Raw genomic sequence first — 21,947 nt, forward strand, 5'->3', positions numbered from 1 at the left:
AATATTATTTAAGGGATTAATTGGTCCTTCAAGGGCTTTGCCAAGCCCCAAAACGTCCCTGCTCTCAAGCCTGGGGGGAGCCATCTCCGACCAGCCATTGGCGCCACCTCAGCCGTTCCCACTTGCCCATGGCGTTTCGGCTTAACCCTGGGCATTGCAACCAACGCTTGGGACGCTCATGTCTGAGCCATGAGCGCGTCATCTGGCGCAGTGACCCGATCAAGGCCATGTCCGTAGTTCCTACTAGAGCAACCAACCGTTCACCCCACTCCGGATCCGGTTCGGACAACAGCAACACCGGAATCGGTGCCAGTTTCACGATCATCATGTTCAGTTGAAGTCGAGCTTCAAGTTGCTCTGGGAACACCGTTTCACCTCCGGTTTGCAACGCACCATCTCGACGACCCAGCACCGTGAGCTCGGGATCCAATGAGGCTGCGTCCCCCGAGCGCCACCAACCCTGGACATCCGTCAAAGCCTGTAGCCGCAGAGGATCACCAGCCGACCAACGGCCTACGGCCAACCGAGGGGTGCGCACCAACAGCGCTTGATCAGCATCCAAGCGGAGTTCCACATCGTTGAGAGCAATGCCACAACCTGACTGTCCGGCCAGGAAGCGCTCCGGCGTTTGCACAGCCACCATGGCAGCCGTTTCGGTAGCGCCGTAACTGGGGGACAAGCGCAAGCCATGGGATCGTGCCTGATCAGCCAGCGACTCAGGCAGCGCTGCCCCGCCCACCCAGATCACGGCACAGACCTGCAACCAAGCCAACCCGGCGGGGTCTGCCATTAACCGATGCAATTGGGTGGGGACTAGCGACACCACAACAGGCGCAATGCCCCAATCAGGTAATCGCTCGCAGACCTGAAGCAAACCAGCAGGGGCCTTCATCAAGGACGGCGTCAACTGCACATGACGGGCCCCCCAGCAGCGGCTCCGCCACCAGGGCATTAACCCGCTGATGTGATGCAGCGGCAGCGGATTGAGCAGCAACGCCTCCGCTGGATCAACACCGATACCCTCCAACCAATTGGCGGTTGCACTGGCGGATTGATCCAGATGACTCCAGGGCTGCAAGCAAACCTGGCGCCCACCACTGCTGCCGCCGCTGGACACCAGCACACCATCACCCTCCGGCAGGAGCTGAGCCGGCACCATCGGTCGGCGTTCACCGGGATGTTGAAGCGGCAACCAGCCCCGCCGATCAAGACCTTGCAGCAACATATCGACATCGATCTCCATCAGGCCGCCGCCTCCCACACCGCGTTCGGATCGTCGCTGAACAGGGGTCCCGATGGGCACCAGCCCGGCGCGAGCCCAGGCGCCACCGGCGTTGGGCCTTGTTGCTGAAGCGCCGCCAGATGATGCAGCCAACGGCGGCCGATGCCCGTTTCAAAGGCGGTGCTGAGCATCCGATAGGGCACACACTCCTGCAGCTGCCGCAACAGCGGCCGTGGATCCCCCTCCAACAGCGGACGCCGCACCTGCCATCCACACCAATGGTCCCGCAGAGATGGGTCCTGATCGAGCGATTCATCCAAAGCCACCGGTCCCAAGCCCGCCAGCTCGTCCAATCCCTCTTGATCGTTGGGCGCCAGGGGCTGCTCCAACCAGGCAAAGCGTGGATCCCCCACCAGCCGTTCCATCCAGCGGCGGGCCGTGGCCCGGCTCCAGCCACCGTTGGCATCCAGCCGCAGGGAGGCCGTGGACGGCAGCCGCTCCAACAACGCCTCCAGCAGCAACCACTCCTGGGGGTCCGGATCTGCCGCCACCTTCCACTTCACCGTCAACTGCCGTTGCCGGCCCCGCTGCTCCAGCAGTTGTTCAAGCTGATGCAGCATCCGATCACCAGCCGGCAGCAGCTCGGCCGACCTGGGCGCCGCCAACCAGCCCTGCCGAGCAGCTTTACCCACCAGCCCATCCAGTTCCGCCAAGGCTGCACCGACCCCGAAGCCCAAAGCGGGGGACAGCATTGGAAGCCGTTCCTCCAGATGTGAACGCGACATCCACTCCCCGACCAGCTGCTCCAGACCCACTGCGCACAGGGGTCGCTCAGCGAAATCGAGCGGCGCCACCTCCCCCCACCCCAGGGCTCCATCGCTGGCCTCGATCCGCAGCAACCAGCCTTCGCGGGCGTCCAGCACTCCCGCAGCGGTCCGCAACGGCTGTCGCAACGAAAAGCGAAAGCGGCGCCCCTGCAGCTGGAGACGCATCACAGCCTCCCCAGGGCCAGCCCCAACGCCAAACCAAGCCCGTTCCAGGCCTGAAACCGCAGGGCCAGAAACTTGCTGCCGCTGATGCGGTCCGGCTGGTCATGGCAGCGCTGCATCAAACGGATCAAAGCCAGACCCGCTGGAAGCCCCAAGCCGCTCAGCAGCACGGTGAGAGGCCAGTCCCCCCGACACATCGGCAGCCATTCCAGCGCCAGGGTGAGGGCCACCAACCAGGGAATCAGGGCCGCTGCCCGGGCGGTGCCCAGCCGCACCACCGGTGAGCGTTTGCCATGGGCCGAGTCCTCGCTCACCTGATGGAAATGGGAGCAGAACAGCACCAGGCTGGTGGCCACAGCCGGTCCTGCCCCGAGCATCCAGGCGGTTGCCCAGGGAATGACATTTGCCCCCTGCGGTTCCAGCACCATCAGGGCTGCAGCGGTGGCACAGGGACCAAAGGCCAGCCAGCAGAGCGGTTCTCCCAGACCTCGGTAACCCAGACGAAACGGAGGTCCCTGGTAGATGTAACCAAGGCCGCAGCACAGCAACACCAGGGCCAACACCAACACGGAGCTGCACCAGGCCAACCAGGCCATCAAAGCCAGCCCCGATCCCAGGGATGCCAGCGACGCCAGGGCAACCCGGTCGCGACGTCCGGTGAGGTTCACCACGGAGTGGGGCTTACCCGTGGTGTCGACTCCTGTATCGGCATCGAACAGGTCGTTGCTGAGGTTCTCCCAGAGCAGCAGCAGGATGGCCGCCAGCAGAAACCCGAACAACTGGGTCCAGCGCAGCGATCCGACGGCACCGATTCGCCACCCCGCCGCCAGCAAAACGGGCATCACGGCCACGGAATACATCGGCCACTTGATCGCGGCTTTCCACAGCAGGCGCCGATCGGCGTAACGGGATGCGACAGCCTGCGGCTCAACCATGGACCGGACCCGATTCCAGCGGGTGATGACCCATACATTTGAGCAGTAACCCTGGCCGGAATCGCCGCGAATGTCGGCTGATTGTTCTTTCAGCAGTGTTCTCGAGGCCTCCCAGCAGGGCTGGATGTCTTCTGGTGGCGAGGACACGCTGCTCAGCCTGGCTCTGCCCCTCGACGGCATCGATCCGCTCCATGCCCTGCCGGTGCTGGCGGATCAGGCGTCGTTTCAGATGCTGATGGATGGTGCTCCAGGGCTCTGTCTGGCGGCTGCAGGGTCCTGCCAGCAGCTGGAACTGGCCGGTGCGCGTCGTTTCGAGCTGGCCCAGCGCTTCACCGATCTGAGCCTCAACCGTCTGGTGGACACCAGGGCCATCAGCCCTGCCCAGGCCAGGCCAAGGGTGTTGCTTCGCTTCCGCTTTTTCGAACAGGTCGGAGAACACCATCACGGCGCCATGCATCCTCCCGCCGTGGAAGCAGTGCTGCCCCGCTGGCAGCTCACCCGTCAGGGCCGCCGTGGCTGGCTCCGCCTCAATGGGGTCGTCAACTCCGCAGCCGAAGCCCGGGAGCTGGCCGAACAGCTGTGGCTCAAATGCGAACAACTCCAAGCCGACCTGCCGTTTATCACCTCCAGTCGATCACCGACGCAGCTGGCCAACGGCAACCCGGATCTGTGGAAACAGCGCTACAGCCGGGCTGTTGAGCGCGGCATCGAACTGGTCAATGGCGGAGAGCTGCACAAGCTGGTGCTGGCGGTGCGGCACACCATCGATCTGGACAACCGCTTCAATCCCCTACCCCTGCTGCAACGACTGCGGCGTCAGCAGGCCGGCAGCTGCCGCTTCCAGTGGCAACGAGAAGCTGATGATGTGTTCTTCGGCGCTTCACCCGAACGCCTGCTGAGCCTGAGGGGGGGCTGGCTGCGCAGTGATGCCCTCGCCGGCACCGCGGGTGAGGGTGATGACGGCATGCAACTGCTGCGCTCCGACAAGGACCGCCGTGAACATGAGCTGGTGGTGGACACACTCACCAACCAGTTGCGGCAGATGGGACTGACTCCCTGCCGCCGCCGCCAGCCGCAGCTGGCCCGCCACGGCCAACTCACCCATCTGCACACCCCGATCACAGCTGAAGTGCAGGGACGATCTGCGCTCAGCTTGGCGGAACAACTGCACCCGACCCCGGCAGTTGCAGGCTTGCCACGGCGAGAGGCCATGGCCTGGTTGCGCACCCTTGAACCGTTCGAACGGGGATGTTATGCCGCGCCGATCGGCTGGATTGACAGCGCCGGGGACGCCGAGCTCAGGGTGGCGATCCGTTGCGGTCACGCCCGCGGGCGCCATCTCGATCTCACCGCCGGAGCAGGGCTGGTGCGCGGGTCCATCGCTGAACGGGAACGCCAGGAAGTGGAACTGAAGCTGGCGGTCCTCGCCGATCAGCTGAAACTTCAGACCAGTGAGCGCAACCGTTCGATCGTCTGATCCGCCAAGGGCTCCTGCATCAAGCGTTCCACTTCCCGCACGCCGGTGGGACTGGTGACATTGATCTCGCTGAGCATGCCGCCGATCACATCGATGCCAACGAAGAACAACCCTTCTGCCCGCAGAGCCGGTGCCAACGCTGCACAGATCTGACGCTCAGGCTCGCTCAATTCCGTTGCTTCGGCCTGTCCACCCACCGCCAGATTGCTGCGGAACTCCCCCTCCGACGGGCGACGATTCACCGCACCAAGGGGGTCGCCGTCCACCAGCAGGATCCGCTTATCACCCTCCGTCACGTCAGGCAGAAAGCGTTGGGCCATCACAGGCAGCCGTTCCTGCTCCGTCACCAACTCCAACAAGGCCTTGAGGCCCGGTGCCTCGGCCTGCACGCGGATCACGCCAAGTCCCGCTCGACCGCCGAGGGGCTTGAGCACCACGTCGCCCTGCTCCCGGGCAAAGGCCATCAACTCGGAGACCCGGCCGGCCACCAGGGTGGGCGCCATCCAGCGGCTGAAGCGCAGGGCACCGAGTTTTTCGTTCCAGGCCCGCAGGGCACTGGGACGGTTCAACACACGAACACCAGCCCGCTCCGCCACCTCCAGGAGATGGGTGGCATAGAGATACGCCTCGTCAACAGGTGGATCCTTCCGCATCCAGATCACGTCAAACCCGGCCAGAGACTGACGTTCTGGCGCTCCAACAGCGATCCAGGGGTCCGGTGTCACAGGCAACGCCACCGCCATGGGCTCATCCCCTCGGGCGATCAAGTCCGAAGGCGTACAGGACCAGATGTCATCCCCGGCCCGCTGGGCCGCTTGCATCAACGCGGCGGTGGAATCCTTCTCCGGCCGGATCTGCGACAGCGGATCCAGCACGAACAGCTGGCGCATGGCTCAGGCGTTCAGCAGGGGATCGAGCTCACCGGACCGCTCGAGGGCGTGGAGGTCATCGCAACCACCGATGTGACGGTCGTCGATGAAGATCTGGGGAACACTGCGGCGGCCATCACCACGGGCGGCCATGGCATCGCGGCCGGGTTCGTCACCATCCACGGCATGCTCGGTGTAACTCACACCTTTGCGGTCCAACAGACCCTTGGCGCGAACGCAGAAGGGGCAGGTGCGCCAGGTGTAGATCTCGACCTTGGCCATGGAGATGCTCCAGCTGTGCGGATCCTATGCAGCGGCGGCACTGATAGCGTCAACAATTGATCAGAACCGCAGTCCTTGCTGGATCTCACCGACTTCAAGCGCGATCTCTCCGAGCTCACTGACCGCCTGGGCCATGCCCAGGACTGTCTTTGACGTCCCCGCACTGAAGGCCAGACAACAAGATCTAGAACAACTCGCCGCCCAGCCTGATTTCTGGGATGACCAGCAGGCGGCCCAGAAGCAGATGCGCCGCCTGGATGAGGTGAAGGCGCAGCTGCAGCAGCTGGCGGACTGGGGCGGTGCTGTGGACGATGCCAAGGCAACGCTGGAGCTCTACGAGCTGGAACCGGACGAGGAGATGCTCACCGAGGCCCAGGAGGGCCTCAATCAACTGCGCCAGGGCTTGGACCGCTGGGAGCTGGAACGCCTGCTCAGTGGTGATTACGACAAGGAAGGCGCTGTGCTCACCATCAATGCTGGCGCCGGTGGCACCGATGCTCAGGACTGGGCACAGATGCTGCTGCGCATGTACACACGCTGGGCGGAAGACCACGGCATGAAGGTGACCGTGGACGAACTCTCCGAGGGTGAGGAAGCAGGCATCAAGAGCTGCACGATCGAGGTGGAAGGCCGTTACGCCTACGGCTATCTACGGAATGAGAAGGGCACCCACCGACTGGTGCGGATCTCACCGTTCAACGCCAACGACAAGCGTCAGACCAGCTTTGCCGGCATCGAGGTGATGCCCAAGATCGATGAGGAGGTCGACATCGACATTCCCGAAAAGGATCTGGAGGTCACCACCAGTCGTTCCGGTGGTGCGGGCGGACAGAACGTCAACAAGGTGGAAACAGCGGTGCGCATCCTCCACATCCCGACGGGCCTGGCGGTGCGTTGCACCCAGGAGCGATCGCAGCTTCAGAACAAGGAAAAGGCCATGGCGCTGCTCAAGGCCAAGCTGCTGGTGATCGCCCAGGAGCAACGGGCCGCCGAAATCGCCGACATCCGTGGCGACATCGTTGAAGCGGCCTGGGGCAACCAGATCCGCAACTACGTGTTCCATCCGTATCAAATGGTCAAGGACCTGCGCACCAGCGAGGAGACCAATGATGTGCAGGCGGTGATGGACGGGGCCCTCGACCCCTTCATCGACGCCTCGTTGCGCCAGGGTGTAGACAGCCCCGGCGCCGACGCCGATTCCTGACTTAATGGCCACCGAGAGCACCCCACCACCAAGCTTCGTCAAACAGGCAATGCGCAACATGGTGCGCAAGGGCAGCAAAAGCCTGTTCCACTTCGGCCTGACCGCCATGGGGTTTCTGGGCTTCATCACCCTCGTGGCCTGGCTGGGGCGACCGACCCTGCCGGGATAGGCATGGAGCTTGATCTGGCCCTCGATGCCGCTGGTCCCTGGAGTCCCGAGGACCCCAGCTCCCTGATCGAGACTCAAACCTGGCAGATAACTCTGGTCGACTGGATCCAAACGATCTGCGCCGACCCATCACTGCCCTGTCCGGCGTTGGTGTGCCAAGCCGATGAGGTGAGCCTGGGGCTGCGCTTCACCGACGACGCCACCATCACCGCGCTCAACAGCACCTGGCGGCAACGGAACCAGGCCACTGATGTGCTGTCGTTTGCGGCGCTGGAGGAAGCCCCAGGCTTGCCGGACGTGTCGTGCGTGGAACTGGGCGACATCGTGATCTCACTCGACACGGCTCGACGCCAGGCATCGGAGCACGGTCACAACCTCACCCGAGAGCTGCGCTGGCTGGTGAGCCATGGCCTGTTGCATCTGCTGGGCTGGGACCATCCTGATGAGGAAAGCCTCGTGGCGATGTTGCAACTGCAGGAGCAGCTGCTCGACGGTGGAAGTAACGTTCGAATCCGAGATCCGCATTCGGTGGACACCACTGTCGACGTCAATGCCCACTGAGCTACCTCTGCCGGTGGAGAACGAACTCAAGGCCGTCAAACTGGCGGCACGACGCCGCAGCTGGCGGATCGCCGGGGACCTACCGGCCAGCTTTCGTTACGCAGCTCAGGGGCTGGGTTACGCGTTCAGCAGCCAGCGCAACTTCCGCATCCATGTGCTGATCGGTGCGGTGGTCTTCGGCCTGGCGGTTGTGCTGCAACTGGATCTGATCCGCATGGCTGTGTTAGCGCTCACGGTCACGGCCGTGCTCGTGCTGGAACTGCTCAACACCGCCATCGAGGCGGTGGTGGATCTGGCCATCGGTCGTCGTTACCACCCCCTGGCCCGCATCGCCAAGGACTGCGCCGCGGCCGCGGTGCTGGTGGCAGCCATCAGCTCCCTGCTGATCGCTCTGTTCCTATTGCTTCCACCGCTCCTCCTCCGCCTGAATTTCTGAGGTCCCGCCGATGCTGCTGGTCATCGACAACTACGACAGCTTCACCTTCAACCTGGTGCAGTACCTCGGTGAGCTGGCTCCCCATTACCCCATCGCTGCGGATCTCCAGGTGCACCGCAACGACGCCCTCACCCTGGCGCAGATCCGAGAACTGAAGCCGGACGCCATCCTGCTCTCGCCTGGTCCGGGCGATCCGGACCAGTCCGGGGTCTGCCTGGAGGTGCTCCAGGATCTGTCCCCCACCACTCCAACCCTTGGGGTTTGTCTAGGACATCAGGCCATCGCCCAGGTGCATGGCGGCCGCGTCGTGCGTGCCAGCCAACAAATGCATGGCAAAACCTCCCCCGTGCTGCACAACGGCGAAGGGGTGTTCGCCGGGCTACCTCAGCCCCTCACAGCCACCCGCTACCACTCCCTGATCGCCGAACGCAGCTCACTGCCGGACTGCTTGGAGGTGACGGCCTGGCTGGAGGACGGCACGATCATGGGCCTGCGCCACCGTGAACATCGCCATCTTCAGGGGGTGCAGTTTCATCCCGAGAGTGTGTTGACCGACGCCGGCCACCAACTGCTGGCCAACTTTTTGAAGGAAGCCAACGGAGAACGCTGTTAGCGTCCGCTCTCTGCTGTTCATTAGCCATGCACGTCCTGCGCTCAGCTGCATTTGCCGCCACAGGATTGGCACTGAGCCTGCAGGCCGTCGCCCATGCCGGTGGAGTCAGCATCAGTAGCTATGGCCAACGGGCCCTGCTGATACAGGGTGGGGGCCAATCGGTTCTGCTGAATCCCTACAAAGCTGTGGGTTGTGCAGTGGGCTTGCCAGAACCCCGCGTCAACGCAGGCCTCGTGCTGGCCAGCTCCGAACTGGCCGACGAAGGGGCCCGCGGTGTTGCCTCGGGACGCTTTCTGGTGGCGCCCGGCTCCTACAAGGTGGGGGGTCTGAATCTGGAGGGTTTCGCCAGCCCCCACGACCGGATCGAAGGCCGTCGCTTCGGTAATGCCACGATCTGGCGCTGGCAACAAGGTGGTCTTGACTTCGCCCATGTGGGTGCCACCGCCGGACCGATCAGCGGCCCTGACCGCGTACTTTTGGGCCGCCCCGATGTGCTGATCATCGGTGTTGGTGGAGGCGACAAGATTTACAACGGTGAGGAAGCTGCTGCTGTGGTGAAGCAGCTCAACCCCAGACGAGTCATCCCGGTGCAATACATCAACGGCAATGCCCCTGCCAACTGTGATCAGGGCGGAGTTCAACCGTTCCTCAACGCCATGGGCGGCACCACCGTGGTGAATCCAGGCCGCAGCATCAACCTCCCCGCCAACCTGCCGGACACCACTGTGATCACGGTGTTGCGATAATAGGTGTTGCGATAATGGGTGTTGCGGTAACAGGTGCTGCGCTGATCAATTCGGCCAAATCATCCCGACTCAGTCCGGCAATCAAGGCCAGCAACAGCAGCACCCGGGCCTTCTGCGGGCTCAGGTTGCCAGCAGGCAACAGCCCGAGCCGTTCATCCTCGTGATGGTGGTGCACGGGGCCAGAACCACAGCGGTTGGCCCGCAACATCAACGGCCGCGACCCAGCCCAGGCCTGCAGAACAGAACGCTCACCCGCCGACAGCTGGCCGGCTCCGGTACCGGTGAACACCAAGCCCGGAGCACCGGCGTTGAGACAGGCCTGGAGGATCAACGGATCGGGCTCCACACAGCCGTAGACGATGGGCACCTGGGGCCATTGCTCCGGTAGAGCCAGCGCAGCGAAGGGCACCTGGCGTGATCCAGTCGCCGTTGGCAAATGAACGCCCATGTCATCCACACAGCCCAAAGGCCCATACCCGGGGCTGGCGAAGGCCCCCACCCCCTGGGTGGCCACTTTGCCGACATGGCGAGATGGATGGATCTGGCCATCCATCACCACCAGCACGCCGTGGCCACGGGCTTCAGGACTCAAAGCCACCTGCACCGCCTGGAACAGATTGAGCGGACCATCGGCACTGAGGGCCGTGGCCGGTCGCATCGCCCCCACCAGAACCACCGGCCGAGGATCATCAATGAGCAGCTGCAGCAACCAGGCGGTCTCCTCCAGGGTGTTGGTGCCATGGGTGATCACCACACCCGTCAGCTCGGCGTCCGCCGCGAAGACAGCACGAATGCGCGCCACCAGCGCTCGCCAATGCTCAAACAACAGTTCGGCGCTGTCGACATTGGCCACCTGCTCGACGCTGATCGTCGCCAGGTTCTGCAACTGGGGGACCGCCGCCAGCAACGCGTCTCCCGCCATGGCACCGGCGGTGTAGTCGTTCAAACGGGTTGGGTCGCTTGCCTGGCCGGCGATGGTGCCGCCCGTGGCCAGCAACAGCAGCCGGCGGCTCATGGATCGATGCTCAGATAGGCCTCCATAAAGCGCTGCATCTGGCTGGTGGTGCCGATGCTGACGCGGAAACACCCATCAATCAGCGGTTTGCCCGCCATGGAACGGATCAGGATGCCCTCACTGCGCAAGGCCGCATCGATCTCTTCCACGGAGCGCCGGGGCCAGATCAAGAGGTAGTTGCCTCCGTCGCAGTGATGGCGCACATCAGCCTGTAGCAGTGCCTCAACGGTCCAATCGCGAGCACGCAGCACCTCGGCCACATAGGCGTCCACATACGACTGATCGGCCAAGGCAGCAAACGCCGCAGCCACGGCCACGCTGTTGACGTCGTAAGGCCCCGTGACGCGGCTCACCCGATCGACCACATCGGCATGACCAATGGCAAAGCCAATCCGCAACCCCGCCAATCCAGCTGTTTTGGCCAAGGAGCGGAACACCAGCAGATTCGGTGTGGCCGTGAAATCCGCGCTCGGCAGCACGCTGTCCCCGGTGAAGGCCTCGTAGAGCTCATCCACCACCACCAAGGTGCCCGGGGCTGAGGCCGCCAAAGCAATCACCTGATCCGCTGGCAAGCGCGTGCCGGTGGGGTTGTTGGGGTTGCAGATCAACAGCAACCGCGGCGTGCGAGCCGCCAACGCCTCCTGAATGGCCGCCAGGGGGAAGTCAAACGTCTCCCCCTCGTAGGAGATCGCCTTGATCGTCATGCCCTGCATCCCAGCGCAGGGGCTGTAATACCCGAAGGTGGGCGCTGTGGTCAGCAACGTTTCACCGGCATCGCCATAGGCCTGCAATACCGCATGGATGGCGGCATCCACACCGTTGAACAGGCCCACCTGAGCAGGCTTCAACCCCGGACGGCAGCCGGTCTCCACCAGGTTCTGGAGCAGCGCCTCCCGCAGGCCGTCGTACTCCGGATAAACGGCAATTTCTTCGGTGCTGAAGTTGCGCAGCGCCTGGGCCACCAGGGGGCTGGGGCCAATCGTGTTCTCGTTGAAATCAAGCCGCAGCATATGGCGGCGACCCTCCAGAGGCGCGCTGTAGGCCTTGAGCTGCTCCACTGCGGCACGGGCCGCCGGAGCACCACCGGGGGTGAACGGTTGGATGGTGTCGCTCACATGCGGTCCAGGGTGGCGATGCCCAGCAGTCCGAGACCCAGTCTGAGGGTGTCTGCCGTTAAGCGGCAGAGGGCGAGGCGGGATGCCAGCGCTTCAGGATCCGCCTTGAGCACCGGCACCTGGTCGTAGAAGCGGTTGAACACCTGGCTGAGCTCGAACAGATAGCTGCAAAGGCGGTTGGGCAGTAGCTCCTCCTCCACCTCAGCGATCACAGAATCGAACTTGAGCAGCTCCCGCACCAGGGCCCATTCCTGGGGTTCGCTGAACTGCAGCTGCCCCGTCGACACCTCCAGGTCACCCCCTTTGCGGGCGATACCGGCGATGCGCACCACCGCATAGAGCAAATACGGGGCCGTGTTGCCCTGCAACGCCAGCATCCGATCAAAGGAGAATTGGTAGTTGGTGATCCGGTTCTGGCTGAGATCGGCGTATTTCACCGCCGCCAGGCCGACGGTGCCCGCCACGTTCTGGATGAACTCCTCCGACTCACTGCGCTCCTCTTCCTTCAGGCGTGAACGCAGGTCGGTTTCGGCGCGCTCGACGGCTTCATCGAGCAGATCCCGCAACCGCACCGTGTCGCCTGCGCGGGTCTTGAGCTTCTTGCCGTCCTCCCCTTGCACCAGGCCAAAGGGAACGTGCTCGAGGCGCGCACCGTCCGGGATCCAGCCGGCCCGTTCGGCCACCTGGAATACCCCGGCAAAATGATTCGCCTGGCCGGCATCGGTGACATACACCACACGGCGGGCACCATCCCCATCCGGAGCTGCACCAAAGCGATAGCGGATGGCCGCCAGGTCGGTGGTGGCGTAGTTGAAGCCGCCATCACTCTTCTGCACGATCACCGGCAGGGGCTTGCCGTCTTTGCCCTGAACACCTTCGAGGAACACACACTGGGCACCGTCGTCAGTGACCAGCAGTTCAGCGGCCTTCAAGCCATCAATCACCGCGGGCAGGAAGGGGTTGTAGAACGACTCACCTCGCTCATTGAGGCGAATGTCGAGCCGGTCGTAGATCTTCTGGAACTCACGCCGCGACTGATCGCAGAGCAGCCCCCAGGCCTTGAGCGACACCGGATCGCCCCCCTGCAGTTTCACCACCTCCTCCCGGGAGGTGGATTGGAAGGCCTCATCGTCATCAAAGCGTTTCTTGGCTTCGCGGTAGAAGGCCACCAGATCGCCTAGATCCACTGCATCGGCGGTCTCGAGCGCGTCCGGCGCCACCTGCTTGAGGTGGGTGATCAACATCCCGAACTGGGTGCCCCAGTCGCCCACGTGGTTAAGACGCAGCACCGTATGGCCGCGGAACTCCAGCACCCGCGCCAGCGAGTCACCAATGATCGTGGAGCGCAGATGCCCCACATGCATCTCCTTGGCGATGTTGGGGCTGGAGAAATCCACCACCACCGGAGCAGCCTGCTCCACTGCAGGCACACCGAGACGCTCGTCCCCCAGCCGCGCCGACACCTCCGCCGCCAGCCGCTCCGGCCGAATCGTGAGGTTGATGAATCCAGGCCCGGCGATCTGCGGCTCCAGGCACAGGTCTGTGAAACCAGAATCGGCCTGCAGCTGCTCCACAATCGCGGTGGCGATCTGCCGGGGGGCCTGCTTCAAGGGCTTGGCCAGGGGCAGCGCACCGTTGGCCTGGAAGTCACCGAATTCCGGCTTGCTGGCGGGAGCCAGCTGGGGGTCCAGCACCGCATCGGCCACCGGGAAGGCCCGTTGCATCGCCGCCCGCAGCTGGGCATCCAGGGTGTTGGACAGGCTGAGCATCAGGGCCGGAACATCCGGCACCGATCATCTCTCCTCAGGTGAAACGCATGCTCAGATCCAGCCAGCGGCTGCGGGTCACCGGCGCGCTGGTGGAGATCAGATCAATGCCGGTGGCGGCGTAGGCCTGCAACTGCTCGGGCTGAATGCCGGAGGCCTCCAGCACCACCACACCGGTGCTGGAGGCCCGCAGGCGCGGCACCAGCTGCGTGAGCTGCTTAGGGCTGAATTCATCCAGCAGCACCCCATTGGCGCCCGCCCGCACCGCCTCCAGCGCCTGAGCCTCCGTCTCCGCTTCCACAATCACGGCCGTAGGCCAGGGGGCCTGCTCACGCACTGCGGCGATGGCCATCGTGATGCCCCCCGCCCAGGCGATGTGGTTCTCCTTCAGCATTGCCGCATCATCGAGACCCATGCGGTGGTTGATGCCACCACCGCAGCGCACCGCATATTTCTCCAGCAAGCGAAGCCCCGGTGTCGTCTTGCGGGTGTCGGCCAGACGCACACCCGTGCCCTGGAGCTGAGCCACCAATTCAGCGGTGGCGGTGGCGATGCCTGACAGCCGCATGGCCAGGTTCAAGGCGGTGCGCTCGCCAGCCACCAGGGCCGTGGCCGGGCCTTCCAGGTCGAGCAGGCGATCACCCACCTCCACCGCGGCACCGTCATCCCGGAGCAAGTGAACGCTCACTTCAGGATCAAGCCGTTGGAACAGCTGTTGCACCAAGGGGCCCCCACAGAAACAGCCAGGCTGCTTCGCGATCCAATGGGCATAGCCGTGCTTGCGCTGCAGAGCTGAAGCGGTGAGATCGCCGCGACCGATGTCTTCCTCCAGCCATCGATCGAGGGCGCGGGTGAGTGCCGAGGACTGCCAATCCATTCCGCTCATTGCGGTTGAGCGGACTGTATGGGAAAGGCCAGGCTGATCACGATGCGGCGAACTGCTTGTCGACACAACACCAAATAAGGCTCAGGATCCAGACCGGTGATCTCGACGGTCTACTTGGGCTGGGCCTGAACAACCTGATTCAAGTCCTGCTGATCATCAGCCTGTGCCGCGGCGTGCTCGGCTTCCCCGACAGGCTGCTCTTCGGAACAATCCTGCCGGCAACGGGGATCAGCCTGCTGCTGGGAAATCTGATCTATGCCCAGCAGGCCCGGAGGCTGGGCCAAGAGGAGCAAAGGGGCGACTGCACAGCGCTTCCCTACGGGGTCAACACGGTGAGCCTGTTCGCCTTTGTGTTTCTGGTGATGCTCCCGGCCAAGTTGGCTGCTCTCGATGCAGGACTGAGCGAGGCCGAGGCCGTGCAGCGCTCCTGGCAGGTGGGATTGATGGCTTGCCTCGGGTCCGGCGTCATCGAAACCCTCGGTGCCTTTGTTGCCCAGCACTTACGGCGCTGGTTACCTCGGGCTGCGCTGCTCTCCACCCTGGCGGGCATCGCGCTGGGCTACATCGCTCTGGGATTTCTGCTGCGCACCTACGCCCATCCCCTGGTTTGCCTCACCAGCCTGAGTGTGATCCTGCTGGGCTATCTCGCCAGGGTGCGCTGGCCACTGCCGACGGGACTGCTGGCCTTGCTGCTGGGCATGGTTCTGGCCTGGGGGAGCGGACTGATCACTCCCGATGCTGCGAGCTGGACGCAGGCTGCTCGTGTTGTTGGCGTTCACCTGCCCAGTCTCCAGCTGTCTGCGCTCTGGCAAAGCCGCTTTGATCTGATCCCCTGGCTGGGGGTGATCGTGCCGATGGGGCTGTTCAACCTGATCGGCTCACTGCAAAACCTGGAGAGTGCGGCAGCAGCCGGCGACGCCTACCCGACACGAGGCAGCCTGCTGGTGGATGGCTGCGGCACCCTCACAGCTGCGGCCCTGGGCTCCTGTTTTCCGACAACCCTCTACATCGGGCATCCGGGCTTCAAAGCCCTGGGGGCACGCTCGGCCTACTCCTGGATGAACGGGGTAGTGATGGCCGTCGGCTGCTTGTTCGGCCTTTTCGGGGTGGTGACTGTGCTGATCCCAGTGGAAGCGGGGCTTGCGATCCTGCTGTATATCGGCCTGGCCATGGCCTCGCAAGCCTTCGCCTCAACACCTGAGCGCCATGGTCCGGCCGTGGTGCTCGGGATGCTTCCCGGTTTGGCGGGCTGGGGCGCACTGATGCTCAAAGCTGGCATCCGAGCCGGAGGAGCAGCGGGTGATCCCCAGCTGTTCGGGCCGCAGCTGCTGACGCAACTGGCCACGGCCGACATCTGGGCCGCTGGCGTTTTCGCGCTGGAGCAGGGGCAGATCATCACGGCCATGCTGCTTTCGGCCTGGCTTGTCTATGCGATTGAAGGTCGCTTTCTGGCCGCCGCCTGTTGCTCCGCCATGGCCGCGCTACTGGCCTGGTTCGGCGTCATCCATGCCTGGCAGTTCAGTCCGGGGGACACGGTGATGCATTTGGGCTGGGGCACCGGCCAAGCCTGGGCGGAAGGCTACGCCGCCATCACCGTGATTGTGTTGTTGGCGCGATGGCGCCAGCAAACTCACCATTGATCGCATCCTCGTGGCCGGTCATTTGCCAATGCAGAAGCGGGAAAACACGCGATCAAGCACCGCTTCAGTGAGCTCCTCGCCGGTGATCTCACCCAGAGCCCGGATCGCCTCGCGTAGGTCGATCGTCCAGAAGTCCCAGGGCAATTGCTGGGCCGCCACCTCCTGACTGCGGCCAAGAGCAGCGGCGGCAGTAGCGGCCAGATCCCTTTGGCGCTCGTTCAGCGCTAGTAGCACCCCTTCAGTACCAGCAGCCCCACAACGCTCCAGCAGAGCCTGCACCAGGTCTTCTTCACCCGTGCCCTCCAACGCCGACAGCTGCACATCCACTGGCTGGGGCAAGGCCCCCGCGGGAAGATCCGCCTTGTTGGCGACAAGGATCCTGGGGATGTGCTCCGGGATGCGCGCCAGCAAAGCAGCGTCTTCGGCGGTCCAGCCCGCATGACCATCGAGCACTAACAGCACTACATCCGCCGTGGCCAGAGCCTCTTCGCTGCGGGCAATTCCCAGCTGTTCCACCGCATCGTCGGTGCTTCGAATGCCGGCGGTATCGAGCAGTGTGATCGGCACCCCCTCCAACACGATCTCGCTCTCCAGCAGATCGCGGGTGGTACCCGGCAGCTCAGTCACAATCGCCCGCTCCCGCCGGCTGAGCCGATTCAACAGCGAGCTCTTGCCCACGTTGGGGCGGCCCACCAACGCCACCCGAAGGCCGCTGCGCAGAGCATCCGCGCGCTCTCCATCCGCCACCAGGGTGAGTAGCGCCTGGCGCACCTGCTGCAAGCCATCCAGCAAGGCATCGCCATCCAACGGCGGCAGATCCTCCTCGAAATCCACCCGCGCCTCCAGCTCGGTGAGCTGATCCAGCAGCCGCTCCCGCAGGGCCGTGATCTTGGCCTGGATCCCGCCATCGAGGCCGGCCATTGCCAACTCGGCGGCCCGCCGACTGCGGGCCGCCACCAATTCACTCACTGCCTCCGCGCGGGTGAGATCGAGCCGACCATTGAGCACGGCCCTTTGGCTGAATTCCCCCGGCAACGCCCGCCGCACCCCCGGATGCGCCAGCACCCGTTCCAGCACCTGCTGCACCGCGACCACCCCGCCATGGCAGTGGATCTCCACCACGTCCTCACCCGTAAAACTGCGAGGTCCACGCATTAGCAGCAGCAGCACCTCATCGAGACGCCGTCCCTCGCCATCGATCACATGGCCATACATCACCCGGTGCGATCCACAGACCTGACGACCTGGGCAGTGGACAACGCTGCGCCCAGTCGCTTCTGCGGCAGGGCCAGAGACACGCACCACAGCGATTCCCCCCTGGCCTGGCGCCACAGCTGTCGCCACGGCAGCAATGGTGTCTGAGGCGTTCAGGGCAACGGCTGCGTTTCAGTTCCCATAACTAGGATCCCGGTCCCTGAACACACACCCGGGTCCATGCAACGGTTGCTGCAAACCAACCGTGAACGACTGCGCCGCGGCCTGCAATGGCTGTGGGAGCAAGAGGGCACACCGGGGCAACGGGCCCGGGGGCTAGCGGCTGGAGTGTTCTGCGGCTGCTTCCCGTTTTTCGGCCTGCAGATCGTGCTGAGCATTGGGGTAGCGAGCCTGACCCGCGGCAACCATCTCCTGGCGGCAGCGGGAACACTGGTGAGCAACCCGATCACCTATGTGCCGCTGTACTGGTTCAACTTCGTGGTGGGCAGCCGGCTGCTCGGACCTCTTGCCGGAACCGACTTGGATGATGTGAACCGCAGCAACCTCTGGGACCAAGGCTGGGACGTCCTGCAGCGGCTTCTGCTGGGATCCACATTGGTGGGAGGGCTGATGGCTTTACTGCTCGGGCTGCTGGCCTACCTGCTCTTCCAACGCCGCCCGAGCATCAGCTGACCCCTGTTCTGGCGATGCCAATCACATCTGCCATGGAACGGATTTGATCCATGGTGCGGTTGAGCTGATCCGAACCTCTCAGTTCCACCCGCAGGTCGATCCTCGCCGGTCGTCCCACAGCCGTTTTCACCTGTGCGTCACTGACGTTGATGGCCCCATCGGACAGGCGCATCAGGATGTCCTTGAGAATGCCCACACGGTCGATCACCTCGATCCGCAACTGCACCGGAAACCGTTGTAGGGGCTGTGCACCATGGACGTTCCACCGCACCGGCAAGCGCCGATCCTTGGGAATCGACTCAACATTGGCGCACTCCTGGCGGTGGATGGTAATGCCATGGTTGCCGAGTGCCACCGTGCCAACAATTGCTTCACCCGGTAGAGGGCTGCAACAGCCCCCCAGGCGGTAGTCCAATCCTTCGAGGCCAAGAATCGCGTCTTCGCTGTGGCGTTGATCTGAACCTGGCTCCTTTGAGGGAACAAGGGCCCTGGCCACCTCCTCGTTGCTGGGGGGAGCGCTGTCCTGCTCGGCGATCAAACGGATCTCCTCGCGGAAGCGATTGAGCACCTGTTGCAGGGTCACGGCACCGAAGCCGAGCGAGGCCAGCAGGTCATCGGTGGATCCGACGTTGCAGCGCTGCGCCACCCGGGTCATCGCCTCACCCTTCAACAGGGCTTCGAAGCCATCCCGTCCCAGTTCACGCTCAAGCAGATCTTTGCCCCGCTCGATCGTCTCGTCCCGGTGGCTGCGCTTGTACCACTGACGGATGCGGTTCCGGGCCGTGGGGGTGGCGACGAAATTGAGCCAATCCAAGCTCGGATGGGCTGTGTTGCTGGTGAGGATCTGAACAAAGTCACCGTTATGCAGCGCCGTGGTCAGCGGACAGAGCCGGTCATTGATGCGGGCACCGTGGCAGTGGTTCCCCACCTCGGAATGGATCCGGTAGGCGAAGTCCACCGGGGTCGCCCCTTTGCGCAGCCCCACCACGTCGCCCTTCGGCGTGAACACAAACACCTCTTCGTCGAAGAGGTCCTCTTTGATTGATGAGAGGTAGTCGTTGTGGTCGTCGTTGCCACCCTCCTGTTGCCAATCCACCAGTTGCCGCAGCCAGTTGAAGCGTTCCGCCTCGCTGCTGCTGCTGGCAGGTGAACCACCCTCCTTGTATTTCCAGTGGGCGGCGATGCCGAATTCCGCGACACGGTGCATCTCAATGGTGCGGATCTGCACCTCGATCGGACGGTGACGTCCGATCACTGCCGTATGCAGCGACTGGTAGCCATTGGGCTTGGGCAGACCGATGTAGTCCTTGAAACGACCGGGAATCGGACGGAAGGTGTCATGCACCACGGCCAGGGCCCGGTAACAGGCCTCGACACTCGGCGTGATGATCCGCAGCGCGGCCACGTCATAAATCTCGTGGAACGCCTTCTGCTGGCGCTGCATCTTGCTCCAGATGCCGAACAGGTGCTTCGGACGGCCGCTGACTTCACAACCCTCAAGGCCGGCCTGAGCCAAGCGATCGTTGAGCAGTGCGACGGTGACCCCCAGCCGCTCCTCACGCTCACTGCGCTTGCTGGCCACCTCCTGCTGGATCTCCCGGAACGCCTCCGGCTCCAGCAACTTGAACGCCAGGTCCTCCAGTTCCCACTTGAAGCGACCGATGCCCAGCCGATTGGCCAAGGGGGCATAGATCTCCTTGGTCTCCCGGGCAATGCGCTGGCGCTTCTCCTCCTTGAGCGCCCCGAGGGTCCGCATGTTGTGGAGCCGATCCGCCAGCTTCACCAGCACCACGCGGATGTCACTGGCCATCGCCAAGAACATTCGCCGCAGGTTCTCTGCCTGGGCCTCGGTGCGGTTGTTGAAGTGAATGCCACCCAGCTTGGTGACTCCCTCCACCAGCTCGCGCACTTCAGAGCCGAAATGCAGTTCGATCTGGTCAGGGGTGACGTCGGTGTCTTCCACCACGTCATGCAGGAATCCGGCGGCGATCACGCTGGCGCTGGCGCCGATGTCCCTCAGCAGATCGGCAACGGCAACGGGATGAACGATGCAAGGGTCACCGCTGGCCCGGAATTGGCCCTCGTGCAGCTGAAAACCGAAATCGAAGGCCGCCACCAGCAGCGCTTCAGGATCGGTCGGACAGCTCTGCCCCAGGCCCGGTGGGACGTTGAGGATGCATTGCCGGAGCCACTCCGGCAGAAGAATGTTGTATTCGTCCGGGTGGCGGACCGGATGACGCCTCAGCTCCGGACGTCCGCACACAACAGGAGCCGGAGCACTGTCGGTCCGGGAGGAGTCCTGTGGTGAGGAAGCGTCGAGCATCCGACCCGGCGGTTCAATCCATGGTATGCAGTGCTCGCCCCCCCGGCTTCTCCATGTCACGGCCTGTTCTGGAGCTCGAACAGCTGCGGCTGCGCTACCCGGGCAGTGATCGCTGGACCCTCAATGGTCTGGACCTAACCCTGACGTCCGGAGAAACCATGGCCCTGGTGGGTGCCTCAGGCTGCGGCAAAAGCACTGTGGCCCGTGCCGTGATGCAGCTGTTGCCCCCAGGGACCCAATGCGAGGGGACGCTGCGATTGACGGGCATCGATCCGCGACTACTGGATCGTCCCTCTCTGCGTCGGCTTCGCGGACAGGCCGCTGGCCTCGTGTTTCAGGACCCGATGACCCGGCTGAATCCGTTGATGACCGTCGGCAGTCATCTGCTGGACACCCTGAAAGCCCATCGACCGGACAGCAGCGACAGCTGGCGGCAGCAACGCCGCGATGAGCTGCTGGAGCGCGTGGGCATTGGCGCCCGGCGTCGACGCGCCTTTCCCCACGAGCTGAGCGGTGGCATGCGCCAGCGTCTGGCCATCGCCCTCGCCATTGCCCTGGAGCCGCCTCTGCTCATCGCCGATGAGCCCACCACCAGCCTGGATGTCGCCGTTGCTGGGCAGGTGATGGCCGAACTGAGCGGTCTCTGCGCAGAGATGGGCAGTGCCCTGCTGTTAATCAGCCACGATCTCGCCATGGCTGCACGCTGGTGCGAGCGCATGGCGATGCTCGATGGTGGCCGGAAGGTGGAGGACGGCCCCAGCCAACAGCTGCTGACCCAGCCTCGTTCCGAGGTGGGCAAACGGTTGGTGGCCTCAGCCCGGGCCCGGGAAGGGGGGCAGACGCCCTCCAGGCCCGACGCCGACACCGTGCTGAGCGTGGACGAGATGCGCTGCTGGCACACTGTTGGCGGCACTCCCTGGTCCCCCGTCTGGCTCAAAGCAGTGGATGGCATCAGCCTGACGCTGCGCGCCGGGGAAAGCCTTGGGGTCGTTGGAGCTTCAGGTTGTGGCAAGAGCACCCTTTGCAGGGCGTTGATGGGGCTCAACAGCATCCGCGGTGGCCGTGTGGAGCTGTTGGGCCAGAACCTGCTCAGCCTGAAGGGTGAGCCCCTGCGACAGGCACGCCGAGCCCTGCAGATGGTGTTTCAGGACCCTCTGGCCTGCCTCAATCCGGCCCTCAGCGTGGCGGATGCCATTGCCGATCCTTTGCTAATCCATGGCCTGTGCAGCAAAGCTTCCGCCCGCCAGAGGGCCAGGGAATTGATGGAGCGGGTTGGCCTCAATCCGGCTGAGCAGTTTCAGGATCGTCTTCCCCGCCAGCTCTCCGGCGGCCAACAGCAGCGAGTGGCCATCGCCAGAGCCCTGGCCCTGCAGCCGAAGGTGCTGATCTGCGATGAAAGCGTCAGCATGCTCGATGCCGAGGTTCAGGCCGAGGTGCTCGCGCTGCTGAGGGAACTGCAGCAGGAGCTGGGACTGGCAATGATCTTCGTCACCCACGATCTTTCGGTGGCCAGCGGCTTCTGCCACCGCGTGATCGTGCTGGACAAGGGCCAGATCGTGGAGGAAGGGCCAGGCGAGCGAATCTTCCGAGCCCCTCAGGCTGTGATCAGCCGCACGCTGGTGGATGCCTGTCCGCGGCTGCCATGAACCCGCGTGAAACAGGGGTGGACCCTGGAAAAGCCAGCACCTTCGGCTGATCCACCACGATCAGATGACGTCTGATGCGGAGTGGCATCAGCTGATTGCGCAGCGACCGCAACAGAGCAGACACCCACATCCGGCGGCAACGCAAAAGGATGACCACAGTCGATCTG

Annotated in this window: 21 protein-coding genes; 10 read left to right on the forward strand and 11 right to left on the reverse strand. The window is 64.0% G+C overall.

Annotation, left to right across the window (positions count from 1 at the left end; translation table 11 throughout):
* Nucleotides 1–64: 64 nt before the first annotated feature.
* From TX72_RS11640 to menA, 3 genes are read right to left on the reverse strand one after another with little or no spacing between them, the layout of a single operon-like run.
* A complete protein-coding gene (locus tag TX72_RS11640) occupies nucleotides 65–1,243 on the reverse strand; it encodes an AMP-binding protein (RefSeq protein WP_011129158.1) in 1,179 nt (392 codons plus the stop codon).
* Complete coding sequence (locus TX72_RS11645; RefSeq protein WP_011129159.1) at nucleotides 1,243–2,214, reverse strand: o-succinylbenzoate synthase; 972 nt, start codon at nucleotides 2,212–2,214, stop codon at nucleotides 1,243–1,245. The genes TX72_RS11640 and TX72_RS11645 overlap by 1 nt, the downstream gene beginning before the upstream one ends.
* Nucleotides 2,214–3,146, reverse strand: coding sequence for a 2-carboxy-1,4-naphthoquinone phytyltransferase (menA, locus tag TX72_RS11650; protein WP_011129160.1), 933 nt, complete (start codon nucleotides 3,144–3,146; stop codon nucleotides 2,214–2,216). Before menA ends, TX72_RS11645 begins: the two co-directional genes overlap by 1 nt.
* Before the next feature lie 70 nt (nucleotides 3,147–3,216).
* On the opposite strand from menA, the gene TX72_RS11655 reads away from it, so the two are divergent.
* On the forward strand, nucleotides 3,217–4,623 hold the full coding sequence (locus tag TX72_RS11655; protein ID WP_011129161.1) for an isochorismate synthase: 1,407 nt from the start codon (nucleotides 3,217–3,219) through the stop codon (nucleotides 4,621–4,623).
* Here the strand turns inward: TX72_RS11655 and gshB are convergent.
* Together gshB and grxC are read right to left on the reverse strand one after the other, a co-directional pair.
* Nucleotides 4,590–5,513, reverse strand: coding sequence for a glutathione synthase (gene gshB, locus TX72_RS11660; RefSeq protein WP_011129162.1), 924 nt, complete (start codon nucleotides 5,511–5,513; stop codon nucleotides 4,590–4,592). The two genes, TX72_RS11655 and gshB, sit on opposite strands and share 34 nt — an antisense overlap.
* Before the next feature lie 3 nt (nucleotides 5,514–5,516).
* On the reverse strand, nucleotides 5,517–5,774 hold the full coding sequence (gene grxC, locus TX72_RS11665; RefSeq protein ID WP_011129163.1) for a glutaredoxin 3: 258 nt from the start codon (nucleotides 5,772–5,774) through the stop codon (nucleotides 5,517–5,519).
* Between the two features lie 75 nt (nucleotides 5,775–5,849).
* Here grxC and prfB point away from each other — a divergent pair.
* The 6 genes from prfB (at nucleotide 5,850) to TX72_RS11690 (ending at nucleotide 9,502) form a co-directional block, all read left to right on the forward strand.
* A protein-coding gene (prfB, locus tag TX72_RS11670; RefSeq protein ID WP_144416662.1) for a peptide chain release factor 2 occupies nucleotides 5,850–6,978 on the forward strand; the annotation gives its coding sequence in 2 pieces (ribosomal slippage) (nucleotides 5,850–5,924 and nucleotides 5,926–6,978; 1,128 coding nt in all).
* Nucleotides 6,979–6,982: 4 nt separating this feature from the next.
* Nucleotides 6,983–7,147: a DUF3285 domain-containing protein gene (locus tag TX72_RS13375; RefSeq protein ID WP_011129165.1), complete on the forward strand. Its 165-nt coding sequence runs from the start codon at nucleotides 6,983–6,985 to the stop codon at nucleotides 7,145–7,147.
* Nucleotides 7,148–7,149: 2 nt separating this feature from the next.
* Nucleotides 7,150–7,707, forward strand: coding sequence for an rRNA maturation RNase YbeY (ybeY, locus tag TX72_RS11675; RefSeq protein WP_011129166.1), 558 nt, complete (start codon nucleotides 7,150–7,152; stop codon nucleotides 7,705–7,707).
* Complete coding sequence (locus TX72_RS11680) at nucleotides 7,697–8,143, forward strand: diacylglycerol kinase family protein (protein ID WP_011129167.1); 447 nt, start codon at nucleotides 7,697–7,699, stop codon at nucleotides 8,141–8,143. The genes ybeY and TX72_RS11680 overlap by 11 nt, the downstream gene beginning before the upstream one ends.
* A gap of 10 nt (nucleotides 8,144–8,153) precedes the next feature.
* On the forward strand, nucleotides 8,154–8,756 hold the full coding sequence (locus tag TX72_RS11685; RefSeq protein WP_011129168.1) for an anthranilate synthase component II: 603 nt from the start codon (nucleotides 8,154–8,156) through the stop codon (nucleotides 8,754–8,756).
* Between the two features lie 26 nt (nucleotides 8,757–8,782).
* On the forward strand, nucleotides 8,783–9,502 hold the full coding sequence (locus tag TX72_RS11690) for an MBL fold metallo-hydrolase (protein WP_011129169.1): 720 nt from the start codon (nucleotides 8,783–8,785) through the stop codon (nucleotides 9,500–9,502).
* Here TX72_RS11690 and TX72_RS11695 read toward each other — a convergent pair.
* The 4 genes from TX72_RS11695 to nadC are packed head-to-tail and all read right to left on the reverse strand — an operon-like array spanning nucleotide 9,486 to nucleotide 14,275.
* Entirely contained in the window at nucleotides 9,486–10,517 is a 1,032-nt protein-coding gene (locus tag TX72_RS11695) for an asparaginase (protein WP_011129170.1), read from the reverse strand. The genes TX72_RS11690 and TX72_RS11695 overlap by 17 nt on opposite strands.
* Entirely contained in the window at nucleotides 10,514–11,632 is a 1,119-nt protein-coding gene (locus TX72_RS11700) for a pyridoxal phosphate-dependent aminotransferase (protein ID WP_011129171.1), read from the reverse strand. Before TX72_RS11700 ends, TX72_RS11695 begins: the two co-directional genes overlap by 4 nt.
* The gene (gene argS / locus TX72_RS11705) at nucleotides 11,629–13,401 is read right to left on the reverse strand and encodes an arginine--tRNA ligase (RefSeq protein WP_042504491.1); all 1,773 of its coding nucleotides are present in this window, start codon (nucleotides 13,399–13,401) and stop codon (nucleotides 11,629–11,631) included. The genes TX72_RS11700 and argS overlap by 4 nt, the downstream gene beginning before the upstream one ends.
* A 34-nt stretch (nucleotides 13,402–13,435) precedes the next feature.
* Nucleotides 13,436–14,275, reverse strand: a complete 840-nt coding sequence (nadC, locus tag TX72_RS11710; RefSeq protein WP_042504493.1) for a carboxylating nicotinate-nucleotide diphosphorylase — start codon at nucleotides 14,273–14,275, stop codon at nucleotides 13,436–13,438.
* Nucleotides 14,276–14,340: 65 nt separating this feature from the next.
* Here nadC and TX72_RS11715 point away from each other — a divergent pair, with 65 nt between their 5' ends.
* On the forward strand, nucleotides 14,341–15,924 hold the full coding sequence (locus TX72_RS11715) for a permease (protein WP_011129174.1): 1,584 nt from the start codon (nucleotides 14,341–14,343) through the stop codon (nucleotides 15,922–15,924).
* 18 nt (nucleotides 15,925–15,942) lie between these two features.
* On the opposite strand, the gene mnmE is transcribed toward TX72_RS11715, so the two are convergent.
* The gene (mnmE, locus tag TX72_RS11720) at nucleotides 15,943–17,295 is read right to left on the reverse strand and encodes a tRNA uridine-5-carboxymethylaminomethyl(34) synthesis GTPase MnmE (RefSeq protein ID WP_011129175.1); all 1,353 of its coding nucleotides are present in this window, start codon (nucleotides 17,293–17,295) and stop codon (nucleotides 15,943–15,945) included.
* Nucleotides 17,296–17,358: 63 nt separating this feature from the next.
* Here mnmE and TX72_RS11725 point away from each other — a divergent pair, with 63 nt between their 5' ends.
* Entirely contained in the window at nucleotides 17,359–17,811 is a 453-nt protein-coding gene (locus TX72_RS11725) for a DUF2062 domain-containing protein (protein WP_011129176.1), read from the forward strand.
* On the opposite strand, the gene TX72_RS11730 is transcribed toward TX72_RS11725, so the two are convergent.
* Complete coding sequence (locus TX72_RS11730) at nucleotides 17,804–20,134, reverse strand: RelA/SpoT family protein (RefSeq protein WP_011129177.1); 2,331 nt, start codon at nucleotides 20,132–20,134, stop codon at nucleotides 17,804–17,806. The two genes, TX72_RS11725 and TX72_RS11730, sit on opposite strands and share 8 nt — an antisense overlap.
* 20 nt (nucleotides 20,135–20,154) lie before the next feature.
* Here TX72_RS11730 and TX72_RS11735 point away from each other — a divergent pair, with 20 nt between their 5' ends.
* Nucleotides 20,155–21,780, forward strand: coding sequence for an ABC transporter ATP-binding protein (locus TX72_RS11735; RefSeq protein ID WP_042503957.1), 1,626 nt, complete (start codon nucleotides 20,155–20,157; stop codon nucleotides 21,778–21,780).
* The last annotated feature ends 167 nt before the right edge of the window (nucleotides 21,781–21,947 follow it).

The organism is Parasynechococcus marenigrum WH 8102 (assembly GCF_000195975.1).
GTDB classification, from domain to species: Bacteria; Cyanobacteriota; Cyanobacteriia; order PCC-6307; family Cyanobiaceae; genus Parasynechococcus; species Parasynechococcus marisnigri.